16 protein-coding genes are annotated in these 17,263 nt (G+C 52.2%); all 16 read right to left on the minus strand.

What is annotated here, in order from left to right:
* Nucleotides 1–28: 28 nt before the first annotated feature.
* Nucleotides 29–1,612 (minus strand): DEAD/DEAH box helicase, encoded by a 1,584-nt coding sequence (locus IEW70_RS14310; protein WP_188648594.1) that lies wholly within the window; start codon nucleotides 1,610–1,612, stop codon nucleotides 29–31.
* Nucleotides 1,612–2,862 (minus strand): competence/damage-inducible protein A, encoded by a 1,251-nt coding sequence (locus tag IEW70_RS14315; protein WP_188648595.1) that lies wholly within the window; start codon nucleotides 2,860–2,862, stop codon nucleotides 1,612–1,614. Before IEW70_RS14315 ends, IEW70_RS14310 begins: the two co-directional genes overlap by 1 nt.
* A 29-nt stretch (nucleotides 2,863–2,891) precedes the next feature.
* Nucleotides 2,892–3,476 carry a CDP-diacylglycerol--glycerol-3-phosphate 3-phosphatidyltransferase gene (pgsA, locus tag IEW70_RS14320; RefSeq protein WP_188648596.1) on the minus strand — a complete coding sequence of 195 codons (585 nt, stop codon included), beginning with the start codon at nucleotides 3,474–3,476 and terminating at the stop codon, nucleotides 2,892–2,894.
* A gap of 306 nt (nucleotides 3,477–3,782) precedes the next feature.
* Nucleotides 3,783–4,640 (minus strand): helix-turn-helix domain-containing protein, encoded by an 858-nt coding sequence (locus IEW70_RS14325; protein WP_188648597.1) that lies wholly within the window; start codon nucleotides 4,638–4,640, stop codon nucleotides 3,783–3,785.
* Between the two features lie 142 nt (nucleotides 4,641–4,782).
* Nucleotides 4,783–6,042 (minus strand): helix-turn-helix domain-containing protein, encoded by a 1,260-nt coding sequence (locus IEW70_RS14330; protein ID WP_188648598.1) that lies wholly within the window; start codon nucleotides 6,040–6,042, stop codon nucleotides 4,783–4,785.
* A gap of 27 nt (nucleotides 6,043–6,069) precedes the next feature.
* Nucleotides 6,070–6,492, minus strand: a complete 423-nt coding sequence (locus tag IEW70_RS14335; RefSeq protein WP_188648599.1) for a hypothetical protein — start codon at nucleotides 6,490–6,492, stop codon at nucleotides 6,070–6,072.
* An 87-nt stretch (nucleotides 6,493–6,579) separates the two neighbouring features.
* Entirely contained in the window at nucleotides 6,580–7,257 is a 678-nt protein-coding gene (locus IEW70_RS14340; protein WP_188648600.1) for a helix-turn-helix domain-containing protein, read from the minus strand.
* 23 nt (nucleotides 7,258–7,280) lie between these two features.
* Complete coding sequence (locus IEW70_RS14345; RefSeq protein ID WP_188648601.1) at nucleotides 7,281–8,057, minus strand: DUF3388 domain-containing protein; 777 nt, start codon at nucleotides 8,055–8,057, stop codon at nucleotides 7,281–7,283.
* Nucleotides 8,058–8,249: 192 nt separating this feature from the next.
* The gene (locus IEW70_RS14350; protein WP_188648602.1) at nucleotides 8,250–8,504 is read right to left on the minus strand and encodes a DUF3243 domain-containing protein; all 255 of its coding nucleotides are present in this window, start codon (nucleotides 8,502–8,504) and stop codon (nucleotides 8,250–8,252) included.
* 104 nt (nucleotides 8,505–8,608) lie between these two features.
* The gene (gene ymfI, locus IEW70_RS14355) at nucleotides 8,609–9,418 is read right to left on the minus strand and encodes an elongation factor P 5-aminopentanone reductase (RefSeq protein ID WP_188648603.1); all 810 of its coding nucleotides are present in this window, start codon (nucleotides 9,416–9,418) and stop codon (nucleotides 8,609–8,611) included.
* A 265-nt stretch (nucleotides 9,419–9,683) separates the two neighbouring features.
* Nucleotides 9,684–10,964 (minus strand): EF-P 5-aminopentanol modification-associated protein YfmH, encoded by a 1,281-nt coding sequence (gene yfmH, locus IEW70_RS14360; protein WP_188648604.1) that lies wholly within the window; start codon nucleotides 10,962–10,964, stop codon nucleotides 9,684–9,686.
* Complete coding sequence (gene yfmF / locus IEW70_RS14365; RefSeq protein WP_188648605.1) at nucleotides 10,945–12,249, minus strand: EF-P 5-aminopentanol modification-associated protein YfmF; 1,305 nt, start codon at nucleotides 12,247–12,249, stop codon at nucleotides 10,945–10,947. The genes yfmH and yfmF overlap by 20 nt, the downstream gene beginning before the upstream one ends.
* A 206-nt stretch (nucleotides 12,250–12,455) precedes the next feature.
* A complete protein-coding gene (locus tag IEW70_RS14370) occupies nucleotides 12,456–13,388 on the minus strand; it encodes an ABC transporter permease (protein ID WP_188648606.1) in 933 nt (310 codons plus the stop codon).
* Nucleotides 13,381–14,448, minus strand: a complete 1,068-nt coding sequence (locus IEW70_RS14375; RefSeq protein WP_188648607.1) for an ABC transporter permease — start codon at nucleotides 14,446–14,448, stop codon at nucleotides 13,381–13,383. The genes IEW70_RS14370 and IEW70_RS14375 overlap by 8 nt, the downstream gene beginning before the upstream one ends.
* Nucleotides 14,445–15,971 (minus strand): ABC transporter ATP-binding protein, encoded by a 1,527-nt coding sequence (locus IEW70_RS14380; protein WP_188648608.1) that lies wholly within the window; start codon nucleotides 15,969–15,971, stop codon nucleotides 14,445–14,447. The genes IEW70_RS14375 and IEW70_RS14380 overlap by 4 nt, the downstream gene beginning before the upstream one ends.
* A gap of 69 nt (nucleotides 15,972–16,040) precedes the next feature.
* Nucleotides 16,041–17,072 carry a BMP family lipoprotein gene (locus IEW70_RS14385; RefSeq protein WP_188648609.1) on the minus strand — a complete coding sequence of 344 codons (1,032 nt, stop codon included), beginning with the start codon at nucleotides 17,070–17,072 and terminating at the stop codon, nucleotides 16,041–16,043.
* Nucleotides 17,073–17,263: the final 191 nt, after the last annotated feature.

Below are 17,263 nucleotides of genomic sequence, written 5' to 3' on the forward strand. Positions count from 1 at the left end.
CAAGATGTCAACAGGTTTCTTTCTCTAATTACGACAGGTTGCGAGGACGGGCCGGTTCCAGATTGACCCGGGCACCGTTGATCTTCGTTTGGCGCAACGCCTCGAAGACGAAGGGCGCTGCCTCCTCCGGCACTTCCACAAAGGAAAAACGGTCGTAGATATTGATCCGCCCTACTTTTTTCGCTGCAATGCCCGCCTGTTCGGCGATGGCCTTGACCAGTTCCGGCGGGCGAATGTTGGCATTGCGGCCCACGTTGATAAAGAAGCGGACCATACCGGGAGATGCCCCCGTTTCTCCAAAGTCGTATACCGCATCGTTGCTGGCGGTAAAACGGTCGGCAAAGGCCAGATGCAAGGCGGCCATAGCCACTTTTTCCGCATCGTGACGGGAGGTGAGCTCTTTCACCATCTCTTCGAAGATGGAGATGGGCTCATCGGATTGGATCGTCTCCTCCAGCTGTTCGATTAGCACCTTTTGCTGCCGCTCTGCTACTTCTTCCAACGTGGGCAGCTCTTTTGCAATCAAGCGGTCACCGATCTCCTCTTCGATGGAGCGAAGCTGTTTCATCTCCCGGGGTGTAACCAAAGTCAGTGCCATTCCGGTCCGGCCGGCGCGTCCCGTACGGCCAATGCGGTGGACATAGCTTTCTGCATCTTGCGGAATATCATAGTTGATTACGTGAGAGACGCTGCCCACATCAATTCCACGGGCCGCCACATCGGTAGCCACCAACAGCTCCAGATCCCCGCGGCGGAAGGCGTTCATCACCCGGTCCCGCTGCTGCTGAGCCATGTCGCCATGCAAACCGCCAGCGAGATAGCCTCGGGCTTGCAGGGCTTCAGCCAACTCATCCACACCTTTTTTGGTACGGCCGAACAAAATCCCTTGTTCCACTTCTTCGCTGTCCAAAATACGGCACAAAGATTCCAGTTTCCCGTTTTCCAAGACCTTATAATAAACTTGTTCGATCACCGGTGCAGTCACTTCACCGCGGCTGACCGTAATATAACGGGGTTTTTTCATGTATTTCCGTGCCAGGTGACGGATCCCCGAAGGCATCGTCGCCGAGAAAAGCAAGAGCTGCCGATGTTCGGGCAAAAAGCGCATCACCGCTTCGATATCATCGATAAACCCCATATCCAACATTTCATCCGCTTCATCCAGGACCAGTGTTTCCACATCATCCAAGCGGAGGGTCCCACGACGCAAATGGTCCAACATACGGCCGGGTGTTCCGATCACCACATGCACCCCTTGTTTCAACGCCTTGATCTGGCGGCCGATGGATTGTCCACCGTAGATGGGGAGGGTCCGTACCCGTTTATGCTTCCCAATCTTCCGCAGTTCTTCCGACACTTGAATCGCCAACTCACGTGTCGGCGCCAATACGACACTCTGCACCCGCTTTTGTGCAGCGTTCACCCGTTCCAACAGCGGGATGCCAAAGGCCGCTGTTTTTCCCGTTCCGGTCTGTGCTTGACCAATCACATCTTCGCCCCGTAACACTGCAGGAATGCATTCTGCTTGAATGGGAGAAGGTTCTTCAAAACCCATTTCCCGAATCCCTTTTAACACGAGGGAATCCAATTGAAAGTCGTCAAATTGCTTCATTATGTCGTTTCACCTTTCTTTAGTCGCTCCTGTAGAATAAACATCGCATGTTTGACGGAACGGATCTGGATCTTGCGACGGGACCCGCTCAACTGAAGCCGGTAAGCCCGGGAAGGTTGTCCCTTTTCCGCCAAACCGACATACACCAATCCGACCGGCTTTTCTTCCGCCGGCTCCGGCCCGGCGACACCGGTGATGCTGAGGGCAAAGTCGGTGTTCAGAGCTGCTCTGGCTCCCTCCGCCATGTGTAAGGCGGCCTCCATACTGACGGCGCCAAAGCGCTCCAAGACAGAGGCGGGTACTTGCAGCAATCGTTCTTTTGCCTCGTTCGAATAGGAAACGATCCCGCCTTTCACTGCTTGGCTGCTTCCCGGAATCGAGGTCAGCGTTTCCGCCAGCAATCCTCCGGAACAACTCTCGGCCAAAGCCACCGTACGCTGCTGTTCCGTCAGCCGTCGAATACAAATCCGTTCCAAGGGCTCATCATTATCACTGTAACAGTACTTTCCGACAACTTCCAGCAATGCTTGCCGGACAGGTTGAATCAGCGCTTGCGCTTCCGCTTCACTTGCAGCTTTTGCGGTCAATCGCAGCGTCACTTCCCCTTCCTTGGCCAAGGGGGCAATCGTGGGATTGGATTGTTGCCGCAGGATGTGGCCCACTTTTTCCTCCAAATGAGACTCGCCAATCCCATAAAAACGCAAGACCCGAGAAACGACCACTTCATCGTGAGGTAGCAGGCCGTGCAAAAAGGAACGCACGTGGTCTTCAAACATCGGAATTAACTCCACAGGTGGGCCGGGCAACAACACGTATGTAACTTGGTCATGTGTGACTGCCACACCAGGGGCAGTTCCGTTGGGATTGGGAAATACCACACCACCGGGGAAAACCATGGCCTGTTTCCGATTGGCTTCCGGCATGGTTAACCCTCGTGCTTTGAAAAAACCCCGTATATGTTCCAACGAAGGGGCATGTTCGATCAAAGAGACCCCAAGTACCTCCGCCAAGGCTTCTTTCGTAAGATCATCCTCCGTCGGCCCCAAGCCGCCCGTAAAGATCACGATATCGGAACGGCTTTTTGCCAGTCGGATCACTTCCTGCAGCCGGCCCCGATTGTCACCGACCGTGGAGTGGTAATAGACGTCAATTCCCAGCCGGGACAATTCCTGTGATAAATAGGCCGAATGGGTGTCGACGATTTGTCCCAACAACAATTCAGTACCAACTGCGATCAGTTCCGCTCGCATCAATCTCTTCCTTTCCCTTCATCCAGCCTTTACCGGGACTTGGAAAAACGGATCACGGTTTTGTTTTTAATAAAATAATCCACCCCGGACCACACGGTCACGATAACCGCCAGCCACACAAAAATTCGAGAAAAGGGAAGTGAAATGGATGAAAACGGGAAGTTGTTCAACATCAGAGCTACAATAGCAATAATCTGAACAATGGTTTTCAGTTTTCCCATGGCACTGGCTGCGATCACGTGTCCTTCAGCTGCGGCAACCAGCCGTAACCCCGTTACAGCGAATTCTCGGCTGATAATGACGATAGCGATCCAGGCATCGAGTCGCTGCATTTCCACCAACGAGATGAGTGCTGCTGAGATCAGCAATTTATCTGCCAGTGGATCCAGAAACTTACCTAAGTTGGTGACCAGCTTCTTTTTACGGGCGATATAACCGTCCAGTCCATCTGTTACCGCAGCCAAAATAAAGATCAAGGCCGCGATGATTTCGCTGACCGTGATCACCTCGTTACCAAGCTGGACACGACCCAGATCGTATTTTACCAGTAAAAACAACATCACCACAGGAACCAAGAAAATACGAACCAGGGTGATTTTATTGGCCAGATTCACGTCAGCGAACCTCCCCTGCGAGATCAACACACCGCAGCGTGCAGTCAAAAATAAAAAAAGACGGTTGCGCCCCGAGAGGCCGCCACCCAATCAAACCACGCGCCGCGATGACCTCTGTCCTTACATGCTATCTATATTGGAAGTGCAGATCCTGCCAATCGATTGCCCAATGGATCAGACCAACGGAAGACACATGTTGCCATCATGAACCTACTCCAATTCTTTCGTAAGTATAATATAAGCAATTCCGCTATGTCAAAAAAAAGAGCGGATAATCGCCGCAGGAGGCGTTATCCGCTCTATTACTCAGTTTTTCAACTGAAATTGATACGTATGCGGAGACGATTCACCCGTGGTGTCAATCACGTTGCCATTTGCTTTCAATTCCACCGCACTGGGGTTTTCTACCCGCAGAGAAACCCAATTCGGATGTTTAAACGTTTTGGTTTCTCCCGGCTGCAGCTCACCTTCCGCGGTTACTTCCTCGGTAGGACCACCAGCACGATAACGGAACCAAGTAGCTTCTTTCGCCTTCAGAGTCACTTCCACCTTGCCGGCTTTGGATATGTGAAACACATCGCCGAACTTGTGCGTTTCCGAAGGCTTGACCAGTTGCACATCGGCCATTTTGCCTGATTGCCCATCGCCAACACGTTGAGCTTGGACGCCGTCTTTGTTTCTCTCAGCGGTCGGATCCTTTGGCTGCGGTTCATCAAAAGCACCAAAGGCATAGATGACAATGGGGATCAACAGGACAAACAAAACCAGCAACAGCCCCGCGTACCACTTGGGTCCGATGGACTTTGGCGATATAGGGGGAAGAAAGTTCCTTTTGGGCCGACGCCGACGGGCGAACCGTTCGCTGCGGCTCAGGGAGGGGACAGGAGATTCCTTGGATGGAGAATCCTCAGTTTCATCAGCGGGCTGCTCCGATGCAACCGCAGATTCAAAGTAAGCTAAGATCGGAGTAGGATCCACCTGTAGAAACTCCGCATAAGATCGAATAAAAGCCCGTGCGTAAAATTTTCCGGGGAGCAGGGAAAAGTCCCCTTCTTCCACAGCTTCAAGATATTTCGTTTGGATCTTGGTATGTTTTTGTACATCTTCCAGACTGAGTCCTGCGGCTTTTCGCGATTGCCGAAGTTGTTCCGTCGGTTTGGACATGGCGCCTTGCACCTCCTGAGGTCACATCCCCCGCACGCAACGACCTCCAAAAAACAGAGAGGCCCATCACCCGAGAATTTCCCGTTCAGTATACCCGAGAGTCCCTGCAATGTCAAAAAGCTCCCGCAAATTGGAGAGCTTTCTAACGCAACAACGTGATATGAATCTTTTTCGTTTCATCTACGTTTAATTTTTGCCCATTTACTTTGATCTTCGTTTCTTCTGGACGCCCCATTTCGATCCAAATTTCATCTCCGTCTTTATAGGTATAGCTGAGAGAATCTCCTTTTTGCAAGGTGGCTTCCTTCAGCGATGCCCCTACTTCCTGGGAACGAATGTCGAGCCAGCATTCGCCTTCCGCTTCGATCTCCAACTGAATCTCCTCGGCATTCGTCAATTCGTAATGGTCTGCGCCATTTTCATTCTGAGACATCGGTGTCAACTTTGGATCGCCTTTCTTCTCCTGGATCGAGGGAGGTTGATCCCGCTTTTCCGGGCTGGCTTCGGTCTGTTTGTTGCCTGCGGAGTTTTCCTTGGGCGAATCACCGAAAGCGACTGTATACAAAAGCCACAGAGCCGCTGGAATGAGCAGCAATGCCCCCACAATCAAAAAACGCGTATACCAGATACCGATCGGACCGTCTTCTTCATCCGAGCTCTTGGATTTCGCGGTACGACTCAACCGGTCCGTACGGGAGCCCGCCGGTAAATCTTCAGCCGACCGGCGGGTGCGCCGGCTCAACTGAACGCTCTCCTCCTCGCTCCCCCTCTCCCTTTCCGGTGCTTCAACCGGTGAGGGGAGACCGATCTCTTGAGGTGCGGGAAGATCCGGAGGCATCTTTACTCGGCGCCCGGTACTTCCGGCAGGAAATTGGTTCGTCTCCTCCAAGGAAGCAGCCGCTTCGTCACGTGGCGATTCTGTATCTACACCTTTATGACGTTTGCGGCTCCAGAAACCGCCTTTTTTCTTGCGTCCTGCAGAACGAGACAGCAAGGAAATCTCCCCGTCCTCCTCACGATCGAATGTCTGAGGTTTTTGGGGGAAGGTTTCTTCCACGGATGTTGACGAGGGAAGGGAATGGCGGGATCCCGTGTTTTCCAATGGCTCCCGGACCCGTCGCATCCGGGAAGTACGGCTGAGACCCATCGTTCCGGAAGAGCTCCCTTCAGCCTCGGCGTCTCGATACCGTTTCAGCAAGCTCCGTGCATCCAACCCGACACAATGAGCATAGGCGCGTAAGTAAGAACGAACATAGTAGGGGCTGGGCAAGCTGTCCAGTTGGCCCGACTCCAAAGCGACCAAATATTTTCGGGGAATCCGGGTTTCGTGTTCCAAAGCTTCCAGCGTATACCCGGCAGCCTCCCTGGCGCGTTTCAGCTGGCTGCCAATCTCAGCCGACAACCGCCCCACCTCCTGCAGTTAAATACATTATTTTTTCTTGATACGGTAGCTCTTGGCGACATCTTGAGCTGTTGTGTCAATTTCTTGCCCGCTGACTTTAATCTCCACGTTGGAAGGTTTGGACAATCGGAACCAGATCAGGTCTTTTCCTTCGATCTGTTTCTTTTCACCGATTTCCAGGGTGAATCGTTCTTCTTCCTGATTCACTCCATATCCGTATTGCAGCTGGCATTCGCCTTTCACCGCTTTGATTTCCACATTCAGATCCTCAGCTCCCTTGAGCTCGTACAAGTCCCCTTCCAAATCTTCGCCTGTCTCCACTTTGGTCAGCGTAGTGGTTTGAGGAACCTTGGCGTTGGCTACGCTATCCCCGTCATCCTGACTGGCCATGTTCACTTGATCTTGTTTATCGGAGGCTTGTTCGGCTGAGTTGGAACCACCCATGAGCATGTAGTATCCACCGATCGGCACCAACAGCAACGCACCGATGGCCGCTACACCGACGATCCATCTGCGGGTTGCCGCTTTCTTGGCTTTTCATGCCGTCTCTTCCACCCCCCGTTTGGCTTCAAGAGCTACCCGTCGGGGTGTAAAAGAGGAAGTTTGCGACAAGGCGTCCATCTGTTGCGTGCTTTGTGAAACCCCGCGGTGGGCGGGTGAAGCTGCCGGTAAGGAACGCTGGGTCGTTTGCGGTACGTTCCCTTTTCCTTGCTGTCCGGAAGAAGGGAGCTGAGGTTGTTTCACCGTGCGGAAACGACCCGTCGCCTGCTGGTTTAAAGCACCTGTCTTCAACCGCTGCGTATGCTGGAAAGCTTGTCCTCGAGAAGGCTGGCGGTTGGGTTGGGGAGGCGCCATCCGCTGAGAACGGGTGGAGTATGTTCTGCCCAGACGCGGCTCCGTACGGAAGCGTTGGGTGTTGGCAGAAGGCCTCTCCCGGCGCTCCATGGTGTTTTGTGCGGGTTCCCGCTTGACCGGCTTTCCTCCACCGATCAACAGATCGTATCGTTCCAACAAGGGCTGAGCATCTACGCCAAGACTGTGCGCATATGTACGCAAAAATGCCCGGGCATAAAACGGACTGGGCAGCGAATCAAACTGATCTGATTCCATCGCCCGCAAATACTGAATATGAATTTTGGTTGTCTGCTGCACTTCTTCAAGGGAAATTCCCAGCGATTCCCTTGTTTCTTTTAATTGCAAGCCAATCCCTGACAAGGGGTACACCTCCTATCCGCCGTTCAACGAAACTCAAATCCAGTTAAATCGCTGTTGGCCAAAACATCGTAAGTGATGATTTCATCTGGGTCGTTTCGCAGTTCGATTATGTAATCAAAGTCGTCCATGGTGGTTTCCGTTTCACGAACAAAGATATCCGGATGTTCGATCACCTTCGTTGCATTCATTCTCATAATTTCCTGAACCAACATGTGGTGTCGTTCCGTAGACCTTAAGGTGGAGACGATTCCGTCGATGATAAAGACGTTGTTGGGAGTCATTTCATCCACGGCCAACTGTTTTCGCACCGTTTGGCGCAAGAGTGTCGAGGAAACAAAAGTCCAGCGCTTATTGGCACAGACACTGGAAGCAACGATGGACTCCGTCTTTCCAACGCGGGGCATGCCTCTCACCCCGATCACTTGATGACCTTCCTTTTGGAACAACTCCGCCATAAAGTCCACCAACAACCCCAATTCATCCCGCGTAAAACGATAGGTTCGCTTGTCCTCGAGGCACCGGTCCAGATAACGACCGTGTCGTACAGCTAAACGGTCCATCAGGGTCGGGGGGCGAATGGCCGTGATCGTGATGTTGTCTACACGGTTGAGAATTTGTTTTAAGGCATGAATCTTTTCACGGTCGTCCGTGCGCAGAAGCATCCCCCGCCGTTTATGTTCGACCCCGTTGATTGTAATAATATTGATGGAAAGCATGCCCAACAGCGAGGCAATGTCACCCAGCAAACCTGGACGGTTTTTGTGAATCTGGTATTCCAGGTACCATTCATGCCCGTCCACTCGCACCCCTCCCCTCGTTATCGCACAATTCACCAGAATTGAAAGACCAGAGCAAATTTGATTAATAGTATATCATATGTTTCACAAGAAGATAAGCCTGTTCGACAAAATCATTCACCTTGTCAAAAAAAGAAAACGCCCTTCATTCGGGCGTTTTTCCCACCTTTGTGTCGGTTTCTGTCGATACAGAAATCACTGTTTGTTTTCAGAGACCAGTTTGACCATCAAATTGGCCATCGTTTTCTGCTCTTGTTCGTCGGCAGCATTCCACAACTCTTTCAGAACCCGCTCTTGTTCGTTCTTAGGTTCTACATCCTGGGCCAGATAATCTCCGATTTGATATGCCACCTCGGAGATCGTGTCTTGATTCATCCCCATCTTTTGCGCTTGTTGGACACGCTCACTTAAGAAGTTTTTCCAATCCTGAAAGTTGTCTAAAACGGACATGTGAAGTCCTCCTTTTGCCTTAACAGGTTTTCTCTATGGGTAATATGAATCAAACACCTTCGGCTTATGCAGATACCGGAGAAAAAAGAGAGGCGAGAGGGCGCTCACGGGTACCACCCGCCATTGATATGCATCACTTGTCCCGTCACATAGCCTGCATCCGGGTGACACAGATAAACCACCATTTTGGCCACTTCTTCCGGCTTTCCCAACCGCCCTGCTGGAATCACCGTGGCCAGGGATTCCAGCTCTTCCTCACTTAACTGAGCCCGGAGCATATCCGTGTCAATCGCGCCCGGAGATACGGTATTGACCGTGATTCCGGAAGGAGCCAGCTCTTTGGCCAGCGCCCGGGCCAAGGCGTTGATCGCACCTTTCGCGGCAGAGTACACCACTTCACCGGCACCGCCCGCTTCTCCCCAAATCGAGGAAAGCAATATGATTCGCCCGTGTTTGCGAGAGATCATATCCGGTATGGTATGTCGGATCAAGTGATAAGCCCCTCTGACATGGACATCCATCACCCGGTCATACTCTTGGGGAGTCACATCCTGAAACAACAGGCTGTCACCCGTAATACCGGCACTGTGCACCAAGATGTCCGGGGACCCCAGTGTATTTTGCACCTCCAACAACGCCTGCTCCACATCTGTCTCCTCCGCCACATTCATCGGATAGGCATGGGATCGTACTCCCTTTTGCCGACACTTCTCCACTACGTGACGTGCCTGGCCTTCCGACTGGTAATAACCCACTGCCACATCCGCCCCTTCACGCGCGAGTGCCACAGCCACAGCTGCCCCAATCCCCCGGCTGGCTCCGGAAACGAAAGCGACTTGATTCTTTAGCGGCTTCAGTTTTCTCCCCTCCCGAAAAAAGGCGTGCCCCGTAGGGCACGTAAGAGTTGATGACAAACCTGTCCAGTTAAGCAGAGAACGCCCTTCTACCCGTCGCTCCCTTTCCGACGTCAGATGTCATACTGTCCGCAAAAAACGATGACCGAGGCCCGAGCCAAAGGAAATGCTATATATGGCTCGTTTTCGCCTCGCTCCCACTTTTTTCCGCTAGGTACGCCGTTCAGAAGTCGCGACTTAGCAGAAGGGCTTCTTCCCGCCTCTATACAACTGCTGAGCCTGTATCAGCAACATCGGCGTGCCCCGTAGGGCACGCTCGTGTGGATTAGTGGGGCCGAACGATGGAGACGGCAAAGCAGTCCCAGTCGATGTGTTCCTGCAAGCGGGCATTCACATCTTCCGGTGTCAGCTCCTCCAAGAGTGGTACGATGCGGAACAGGTCCGTTTCGTTAAACCGATAGCGCGTAAACTGGTTGGCAATCCACTCCGGTGAATTCAAAAGGCGGAGATTATTGCCCAATTTCTTCTTCCGGATTCGCTCGACGACATTCTCTCGAATCCCTGTCTGTCTCACCTTGGGCAATTCCGTTTCGATGCGTTTTACCAGCGTATCGGGGTCGGGTGTATCCCCCCCGGCCATGGAGAAGCCGTAACCATGTTCGAGCGAATAGTCGTAACTGAAGTTGTCGTCGATCAACCCGTCATCATAAAGGGATTGATACAGATCCGATCCCGGACCAAACAACGCTTCCAGCATCACTTCCGTCGCCAGCTCCTGCCGTACCAGATCATCTCCCGACAAGCCGATTGTTTTTTCCTTAAAGCCGAACAAGCACTTAGAGATTCCTACACTTAACTGCACTTCTTTCCTTTTCTCGGCAACCTTCTTCGGTTCATCTGGGTAGAAGCGGCGGATCTCTTCTTGTTTTCCGTATTCTTTGGCTGCCTGGTTTTGCCGGACCAGTTCCATGATCTTATCGGGATCGATCGGCCCCACCACGAACAGCAGCATGTTGCTGGGATGGTAGAAGGTTTCATAACAGGTGTAAAGCAGCTCCTTGTTGATCTTAGCGATCGACTCCACCGTTCCTGCGATGTCTATTTTCACAGGGTGGTTTTGAAACATCGCTTGAATCAGACCAAAATAGGAACGCCAATCCGGATTGTCATCGTACATGCGAATCTCTTGCCCGATAATCCCTTTTTCTTTCTCCACATTTTGATCTGTGAAATAGGGGCGCTGTACGAAATCGATCAGTGTGGTTAAGTTTTTTTCTACCTGTTCCGTACAGGAAAACAAGTATGCTGTCCGATCAAAGCTGGTAAAAGCGTTGGCGGACGCTCCTTGGTTGGAAAACTCGGCAAACACATCTCCGTCCTCTTCTTCGAACATTTTGTGCTCCAAGAAGTGAGCGATACCGTCCGGAACCTTCAGCTCCTCTTTGCCCGGCGGTTGAAAATGATTGTCGATGGAGCCGTACCGGGTGGTAAAGGTGGCATACGTTTTGAAAAAGCCAGGCTTTGGCAAGAGGTATACTTCCATGCCGTTCGGCAGGGTTTCGTGATAGAGGGTTTCTTTCAACTGTTTATGCTCGATCCGTTCCATCGGCAGCTCCCTCCTTTTTATCCCGAAGGAAATAAATGGTATCCAGCTGCACCTTTTCAGCTACTTTGCGGATCTCGTCTTTGCTTACTTGCTGGATTTGACGGATCATGTCATCCAACGGCCGGTCTTTTCCGCTCAACACACCGTGATAGTGAGCATCGATCAGGTCAAAAGGCCGATCCTGGCGCTCTCTCAATTGGTTGATCAACATCGCGCGGGTCTGTGCCAATTCCTTATCGGAAAATTGTCCTTGCTGCATCAGATCAAATTGCTCCTTAATGATGTCGACCGCCTTTTGATAGTTGCCGATTTCGATGCCGGATTGCACAGTGAGAATCCCTTTGTGACTTTCCAGACGGGAGGCTGCATAATAAGCCAGGCTGGCTTTTTCCCGCACATTGATGAACAGTTTGGAGTGGGGGAAGCCGCCGAGAATTCCGTTGTATACCATCAGCGGAATATAATCGTCGTCCGCGATCGATGTTTGCGTGCGGCAACCCATGTTCAGTTTGCCCTGGTTCACATTCATCCGATCGACGACTTCTTTGACTTTCTGCACCGGATGCTGGACGTTAGACACCTGCACATCCTGCCGTTTCCCTTCCGATACAGGAAAATGTTTCTCCACCAACCGCACCACTTCATCCACCGACAGCTTGCCGACAAAGTAAATATCCATCGGGCGGCCGGAGATCAATTCCTCGAAATATGTATACAGGTTGTCGGGTTGAATCCCCTCCAAGTCTTCCACGCGGCCGTGGTTAAACAAGCTGTAGGGTTCTCCCTCGCACATCTCCGCCACGCACCGTTGAGCCGCATACCGGATCTTATCATCCATCAGGCTCTCGATTTTTTGCTTCAGATTTTTCTTTTCCGCCTTCACATAGGATGCTTTAAAGGCACCGTTCTCCTCCGCGGGATGGTTGACCACCTCTCCGAGAAAAGCTACCCCTTCCTCCAGCAGGGAAGAAGTTTCTGTCAAATACTCCTCGTTGGCCAGCTCCATGCCGAATTGGATAATATGGCGTTCGCCCCGTTTATAGACATCGCCGAATAAGCTGGCACCATAGAGGTCTTCCAGTTTGCGTTTCAATTCCAACGTGGAAGGAATGGACCGGGTCCCCCGTTGGAGTACACTGGGCAAAAGCGCCGTACGCGTTACATTTTCCGGAGTCAGCGATTGCTGAACCATGATGGATAGGGCGTTGGTCTTAAATTTGTCCGTCGAACAGACATGAACCCGAAGGTTGCCTACCGGAACTGTTTCAAACCTTAGATAGTTCACACAGACACCTCTCCTTCTCACAATTCCTCACCATTATAGTGTAACAGTTCTGTCCCTTGAAAGAGAGAGGGACGGTCAAAATTCTCAGATCTAGTATTCCACAGAAGGCATGTGATATATCCTATTTGCCCTGATGGAAAAAGAGAAACGATTTCTTGGCATCGTCATCCTTAGAAAAATAGACGCCCGCGAATGGGGCGCCTTTTCTATCGGCTGTCCGTTTCATATACTTTGCCGATCGCAGCCGGCGCTTCCGCCCGCCCGACAAAACCTGCCAAAGCCAGAATCGTTAAGACATAGGGAAGCATATTCAGCACTTCACTGGAAACATATTGCGTCAATCCGAAGAATTGACCCATTAAGGCCAGGGCGACGGCAAATCCAAAGAACGATGCCGCTCCCAAGGCACCGAAAGGATGCCATTTGCCGAAAATAAGCGCCGCTAGAGCGATAAACCCTTGTCCGGCCACCGTATTCTGGTTAAATTCACTCCCGATGGCAATCGAAAGTCCGGCACCGCCCAGAGCTGCCAAAGCCCCGCTGATCAACACCGCCGTATAGCGCATGCGAACAACGTTTACCCCCATGGTTTCCGCTGCCCTGGGATGTTCCCCCACCGCCCGCAAGCGCATGCCGAAAGGGGTGCGGTACAACACGATATAGGACAAAATCGACACCACCAAAGCGATATAGGTTGTGGGGAACGCATTGAACAGCGAAGGACCGATCACAGGAATTTGATCCAAACCCGGAATCGGCATCCGCTTTAACGTTTCCTGAACAGTCGGCGTCTGTCCCGAATCATAGAGATGTTTCACCAAGTAGACGGACGTACCCAGAGCAAGAAAGTTGATGGCGACACCGCTCACCACTTGGTCGGCTTTGAAACGGATGGAAGCTGCCGCATGGGGCCAGGCAAACGCCACTCCGGACAACATCGCCGCCGCCAGTCCCAACCACGGGTTGCCCGTAGCTAACGTGGCCACCGCTGCAGTAAATGCCCCAATGGTCATCAGGCCTTCCAACGCGATGTTGACCACACCGGAACGCTCGGAGAATAATCCCCCCATCGCAGCCAGAACCAGCGGAGTGGAATACAGCACCGTTGTCTGAAGGATATTGGCCATCACATCAAGCATGAGGTTCCCTCCTCATTCCGCGAGCGCGGCTGAATATCGATTGGGATAGATTGGCTGCCACGAACAAAATAATCGCCGCAAACACCACCCGGATCACTTCGAAAGGAACATCTGCAGCAAATTGCATGTTTCCGCCGCCGTAGGTCAGCACACCGAACAACACTGCTGCCAGCAAAATCCCGATCGGAGCATTGGCTCCCAGGAGTGCGACAGCAATCCCATCAAAGCCGATTCCTTCAAAACCGCCGCGGATAGACAAATATCCGGAGGTGCCCAAAAGCTGACACGCTCCTGCCAGTCCGGCAAACATCCCGCTGATCATCATCGAGGAGAGGATGCTGCGTTTGACATTCATTCCCGCATATTCAGAAGCATGGGGATTGTAACCAACAGCTCGCAATTCAAATCCGTACGTCGTCTTCCACAGCAACACATACATCCCATAAGCCGCCAAGAGAGCGATCATGATACCCAAATGAATGCGGGAGTTGTCGAACCATTGCGACAGCAAATCCCAGCGCAATGAAGCGGATTCTTTGATTTTGTCCGTGGAATCGGCCCCGTTGGACAACCAGGTCCGAACTAACCAGTTGGACAAGTTTAATGCAATAAAATTCATCATAATGGTGGTGATGACTTCGTGTACACCGCGAACCGCTTTTAACAATCCCGGGATGAAGGCCCACAATGCTCCGGCAACAGCTGCAGCGGCCACAGCGGCCGCTGAGTGCAACACCGGCGGCAAAGAAAACTTCAACCCCACAATGGCGGCAGCCAGGGAGCCGATGATCATCTGCCCTTCCACCCCGATATTGAACAATCCTGTCCGAAAAGCCAAACCCACAGCCAAACCGGTCAAGATCAATGGTGTAATGGTGCGGATGGTTTCTCCCAAATCATAGGGCTGAAAAATTGCGTTTTGAAAGAGGGCACCATAAGCCAGCAAAGGATCATATCCTGCCGCCAGCATCATCCCAGCGCCAACAAGCATCCCCAACAGGACGGAGATCAACGAAGTCAGCCATGCCGACTGGTTGTGTATCTGTTCCAAGTGTTTCATCCTTGTGCCACTTCCTCCCCCACCTTGCCGCCCGCCATCAAGAGGCCGATTTCCTCTTCGTTCGTTGTCTTCGGGTTTAGCCAACCAGCAATCCGTCCTCCATACATGACGGCGATCCGATCACTTAATTTCAATATCTCATCCAGCTCCAATGACATCAGCAAAACAGCCTTTCCCTTGTCCCGTTGCTCCACCAAACGGCGATGGATAAATTCGATGGCCCCGACATCCAGCCCCCGTGTCGGCTGTGCAGCAATCAAAAGATCCGGATCCCGGTCCACTTCCCGGGCGATGATCGCTTTTTGCTGGTTCCCGCCGGACAAAGCCCGGGCATGTGTTTGTTCATCCGGTGTGCGTACATCAAAATCTTCGATCAGCCGCTTTGCATGACGGAAAATCTCCGGATAACGCAAAAGAAACCCTTTGGCGAAAGGGGTCTGGTCATAGGTCTGCAGCACCATGTTTTCCCCGATGGAAAAATCAAGCACCAGCCCTCGTTTCTGCCGGTCTTCCGGGATATGCCCCACACCCCGGCGGGCAATGGCCCTAGGCTGAAGCCGGGTAATCGCCTCGCCATTCAGCAGGATGTCCCCCGCATGAGCCTTGCGCAAACCCGTGATGGCTTCCAGCAGCTCCGATTGACCATTCCCATCCACACCGGCCAAGCCGACGATTTCTCCCGCCCGGACTTCCAGATCCAACCCTCGGACCGCCTCCACTCCACGACTGTCCTTTACAGTGAGAGACTGGACCTTCAACACCGTCTTTCCGGGGCGTGACTCCTGCTTATTCACCGAAAACGAGACTTCGCGCCCCACCATCATGGAAGCCAGCTCTTGTTCACTGGTTCCCTTCACGGAAGTGGATCCGATCGTTTTTCCCCTGCGAATCACCGTTACGGTATCGCAGATCCGCATGATCTCTTTCAACTTGTGCGTAATAAAGATGATCGTTTTCCCTTCCCGCACCAAATTCTCCATGATCTCCATCAGTTCGTCGATCTCCTGGGGGGATAATACCGCTGTCGGTTCGTCAAAAATCAGTACTTCAGCGCCCCGGTAGAGAGTTTTCAAAATTTCCACCCGTTGTTGCATCCCGACGGAAATATCCCGAATCCGCGCGGTTGGATCCACACGCAAGCCGTACTTTTCAGAAATCTCCCTCACTTCTCGTTCAGCCCGATGCCGATCGATGCAGCCTCTGCTCGTAGGTTCGGCCCCCAGGATAATATTTTCCGTCACTGTAAAAGGTTCCACCAACATAAAGTGCTGGTGAACCATGCCGATTCCCAATGCTGCTGCCTTGGTCGGCCCAGTGATTTTCACCGGTTTCTCCCGGATGAAAATCTCTCCTTCATCCGGCTGATACAAACCGAATAGGATATTCATCAGAGTGGATTTGCCTGCGCCGTTTTCTCCCAGCAACGCATGAATCTCTCCCTGATTGACCGATAGATGAACCTGATCGTTGGCGACAATGCCGGGAAATCGTTTCGTGATCCCCCTCATTTCCACTGCATTCATTTTTTCACCCTCCTTGCCCACCCGAAAAAAGGGCCAGCTTGGGGGCCAGCCCTTTTTCTTTTCCATCGGTTATTTTTTGAGGAAGCTTTTCAATTCCTCGTCTGTTGCAGGCACATTGATTTTCCCGTCGACAATTTGCTGCCTGTAATCCTCCACCTTTTTCATCACGTCAGCCGGCACGTATTTATCCGTGGTATCCGCCACAGCAACCGCCTGGTCCTTCAAACCGAGCTCGACTTGTTTTCCGCCGGCAAACTTGCCGTCCTTCAGATCTTTCATCACGTCGAAGACAGCCACATCCACCCTTTTCACCATGGAGCTCAAGGTATGATCCGGTGCCAGCCGGGACTGATCCATATCCACCCCGATCGCCCAATACTTCCCCTTCTTCCGGGTCTTCACCTCGTTGAAGAGCCCTTTGCCCACACCGCCAGAAGCATGGTAAACGATATCTACGCCCTGATCATACATGTTGGCGGCAATCGTCCGTCCTTTGGCCTCATCCGTAAAGCTTTCCGCATAGACCACTTCCACTTTTGCCTTGGGGTTTACCGCATGTACCCCCGCTACATAGCCAGCTTCAAATTTTTTGATCAAAGGGGACGTAATTCCACCGATGAAACCGACTTTGTTCGTTTTGGTCATGGATCCCGCGATCACACCCATCAGGAAGGAACCTTCTTCTTCTTTAAAGGTGACCGCAACGACATTGGAAGGAATCTTTCCTCCCATATTGGAGTCGACGATGCCCAGTTTGGCATCCGGGAACTGCTCCGCTACATCCCGCATCGACTTTTCAAACTTAAAACCGATTCCCCAGGTGATATCCCGTTTTTCACGGATAAACCGGGTCAGGTTGGGTATGTAATCTTCATCCCGCTTGGATTCCAATGCCTTCACATCGGCCCCCAGCTCTTTCTTAGCTTTTTCCATGCCTTCCCAAGCTGTTTGGTTGAACGACTCGTCGTTCAGCCCGCCGGTATCCGTCACCAGCCCCGCCTTGAACCCGCCGTCAGCCTGATTGTTGGCAGCCCCGCACCCGCTGATGGCCAGCACCGTCACCAGACTGAGCATCAGGATAGCCCATCCTTTTTTGCTCATCCCAAGCAACCCCCTTGATAGAAAAATAAAGGGATACCCGAACAAGTGCCAATCCTCATCCGATTCGGCCTTTTTCGACATTTTGGATGCCGCAGTCCCGAAGGACAACGGCCGAACCGCTGCGGTTGGACAACTCCTCCTATTTCAAAAGGGTTATCCCTTTACATTTATACCATGCGTTTGTATGAATT

Origin of the sequence: Marinithermofilum abyssi, from assembly GCF_014641195.1 — a bacterium.
Classification (GTDB): Bacteria; Bacillota; Bacilli; order Thermoactinomycetales; family DSM-45169; genus Marinithermofilum; species Marinithermofilum abyssi.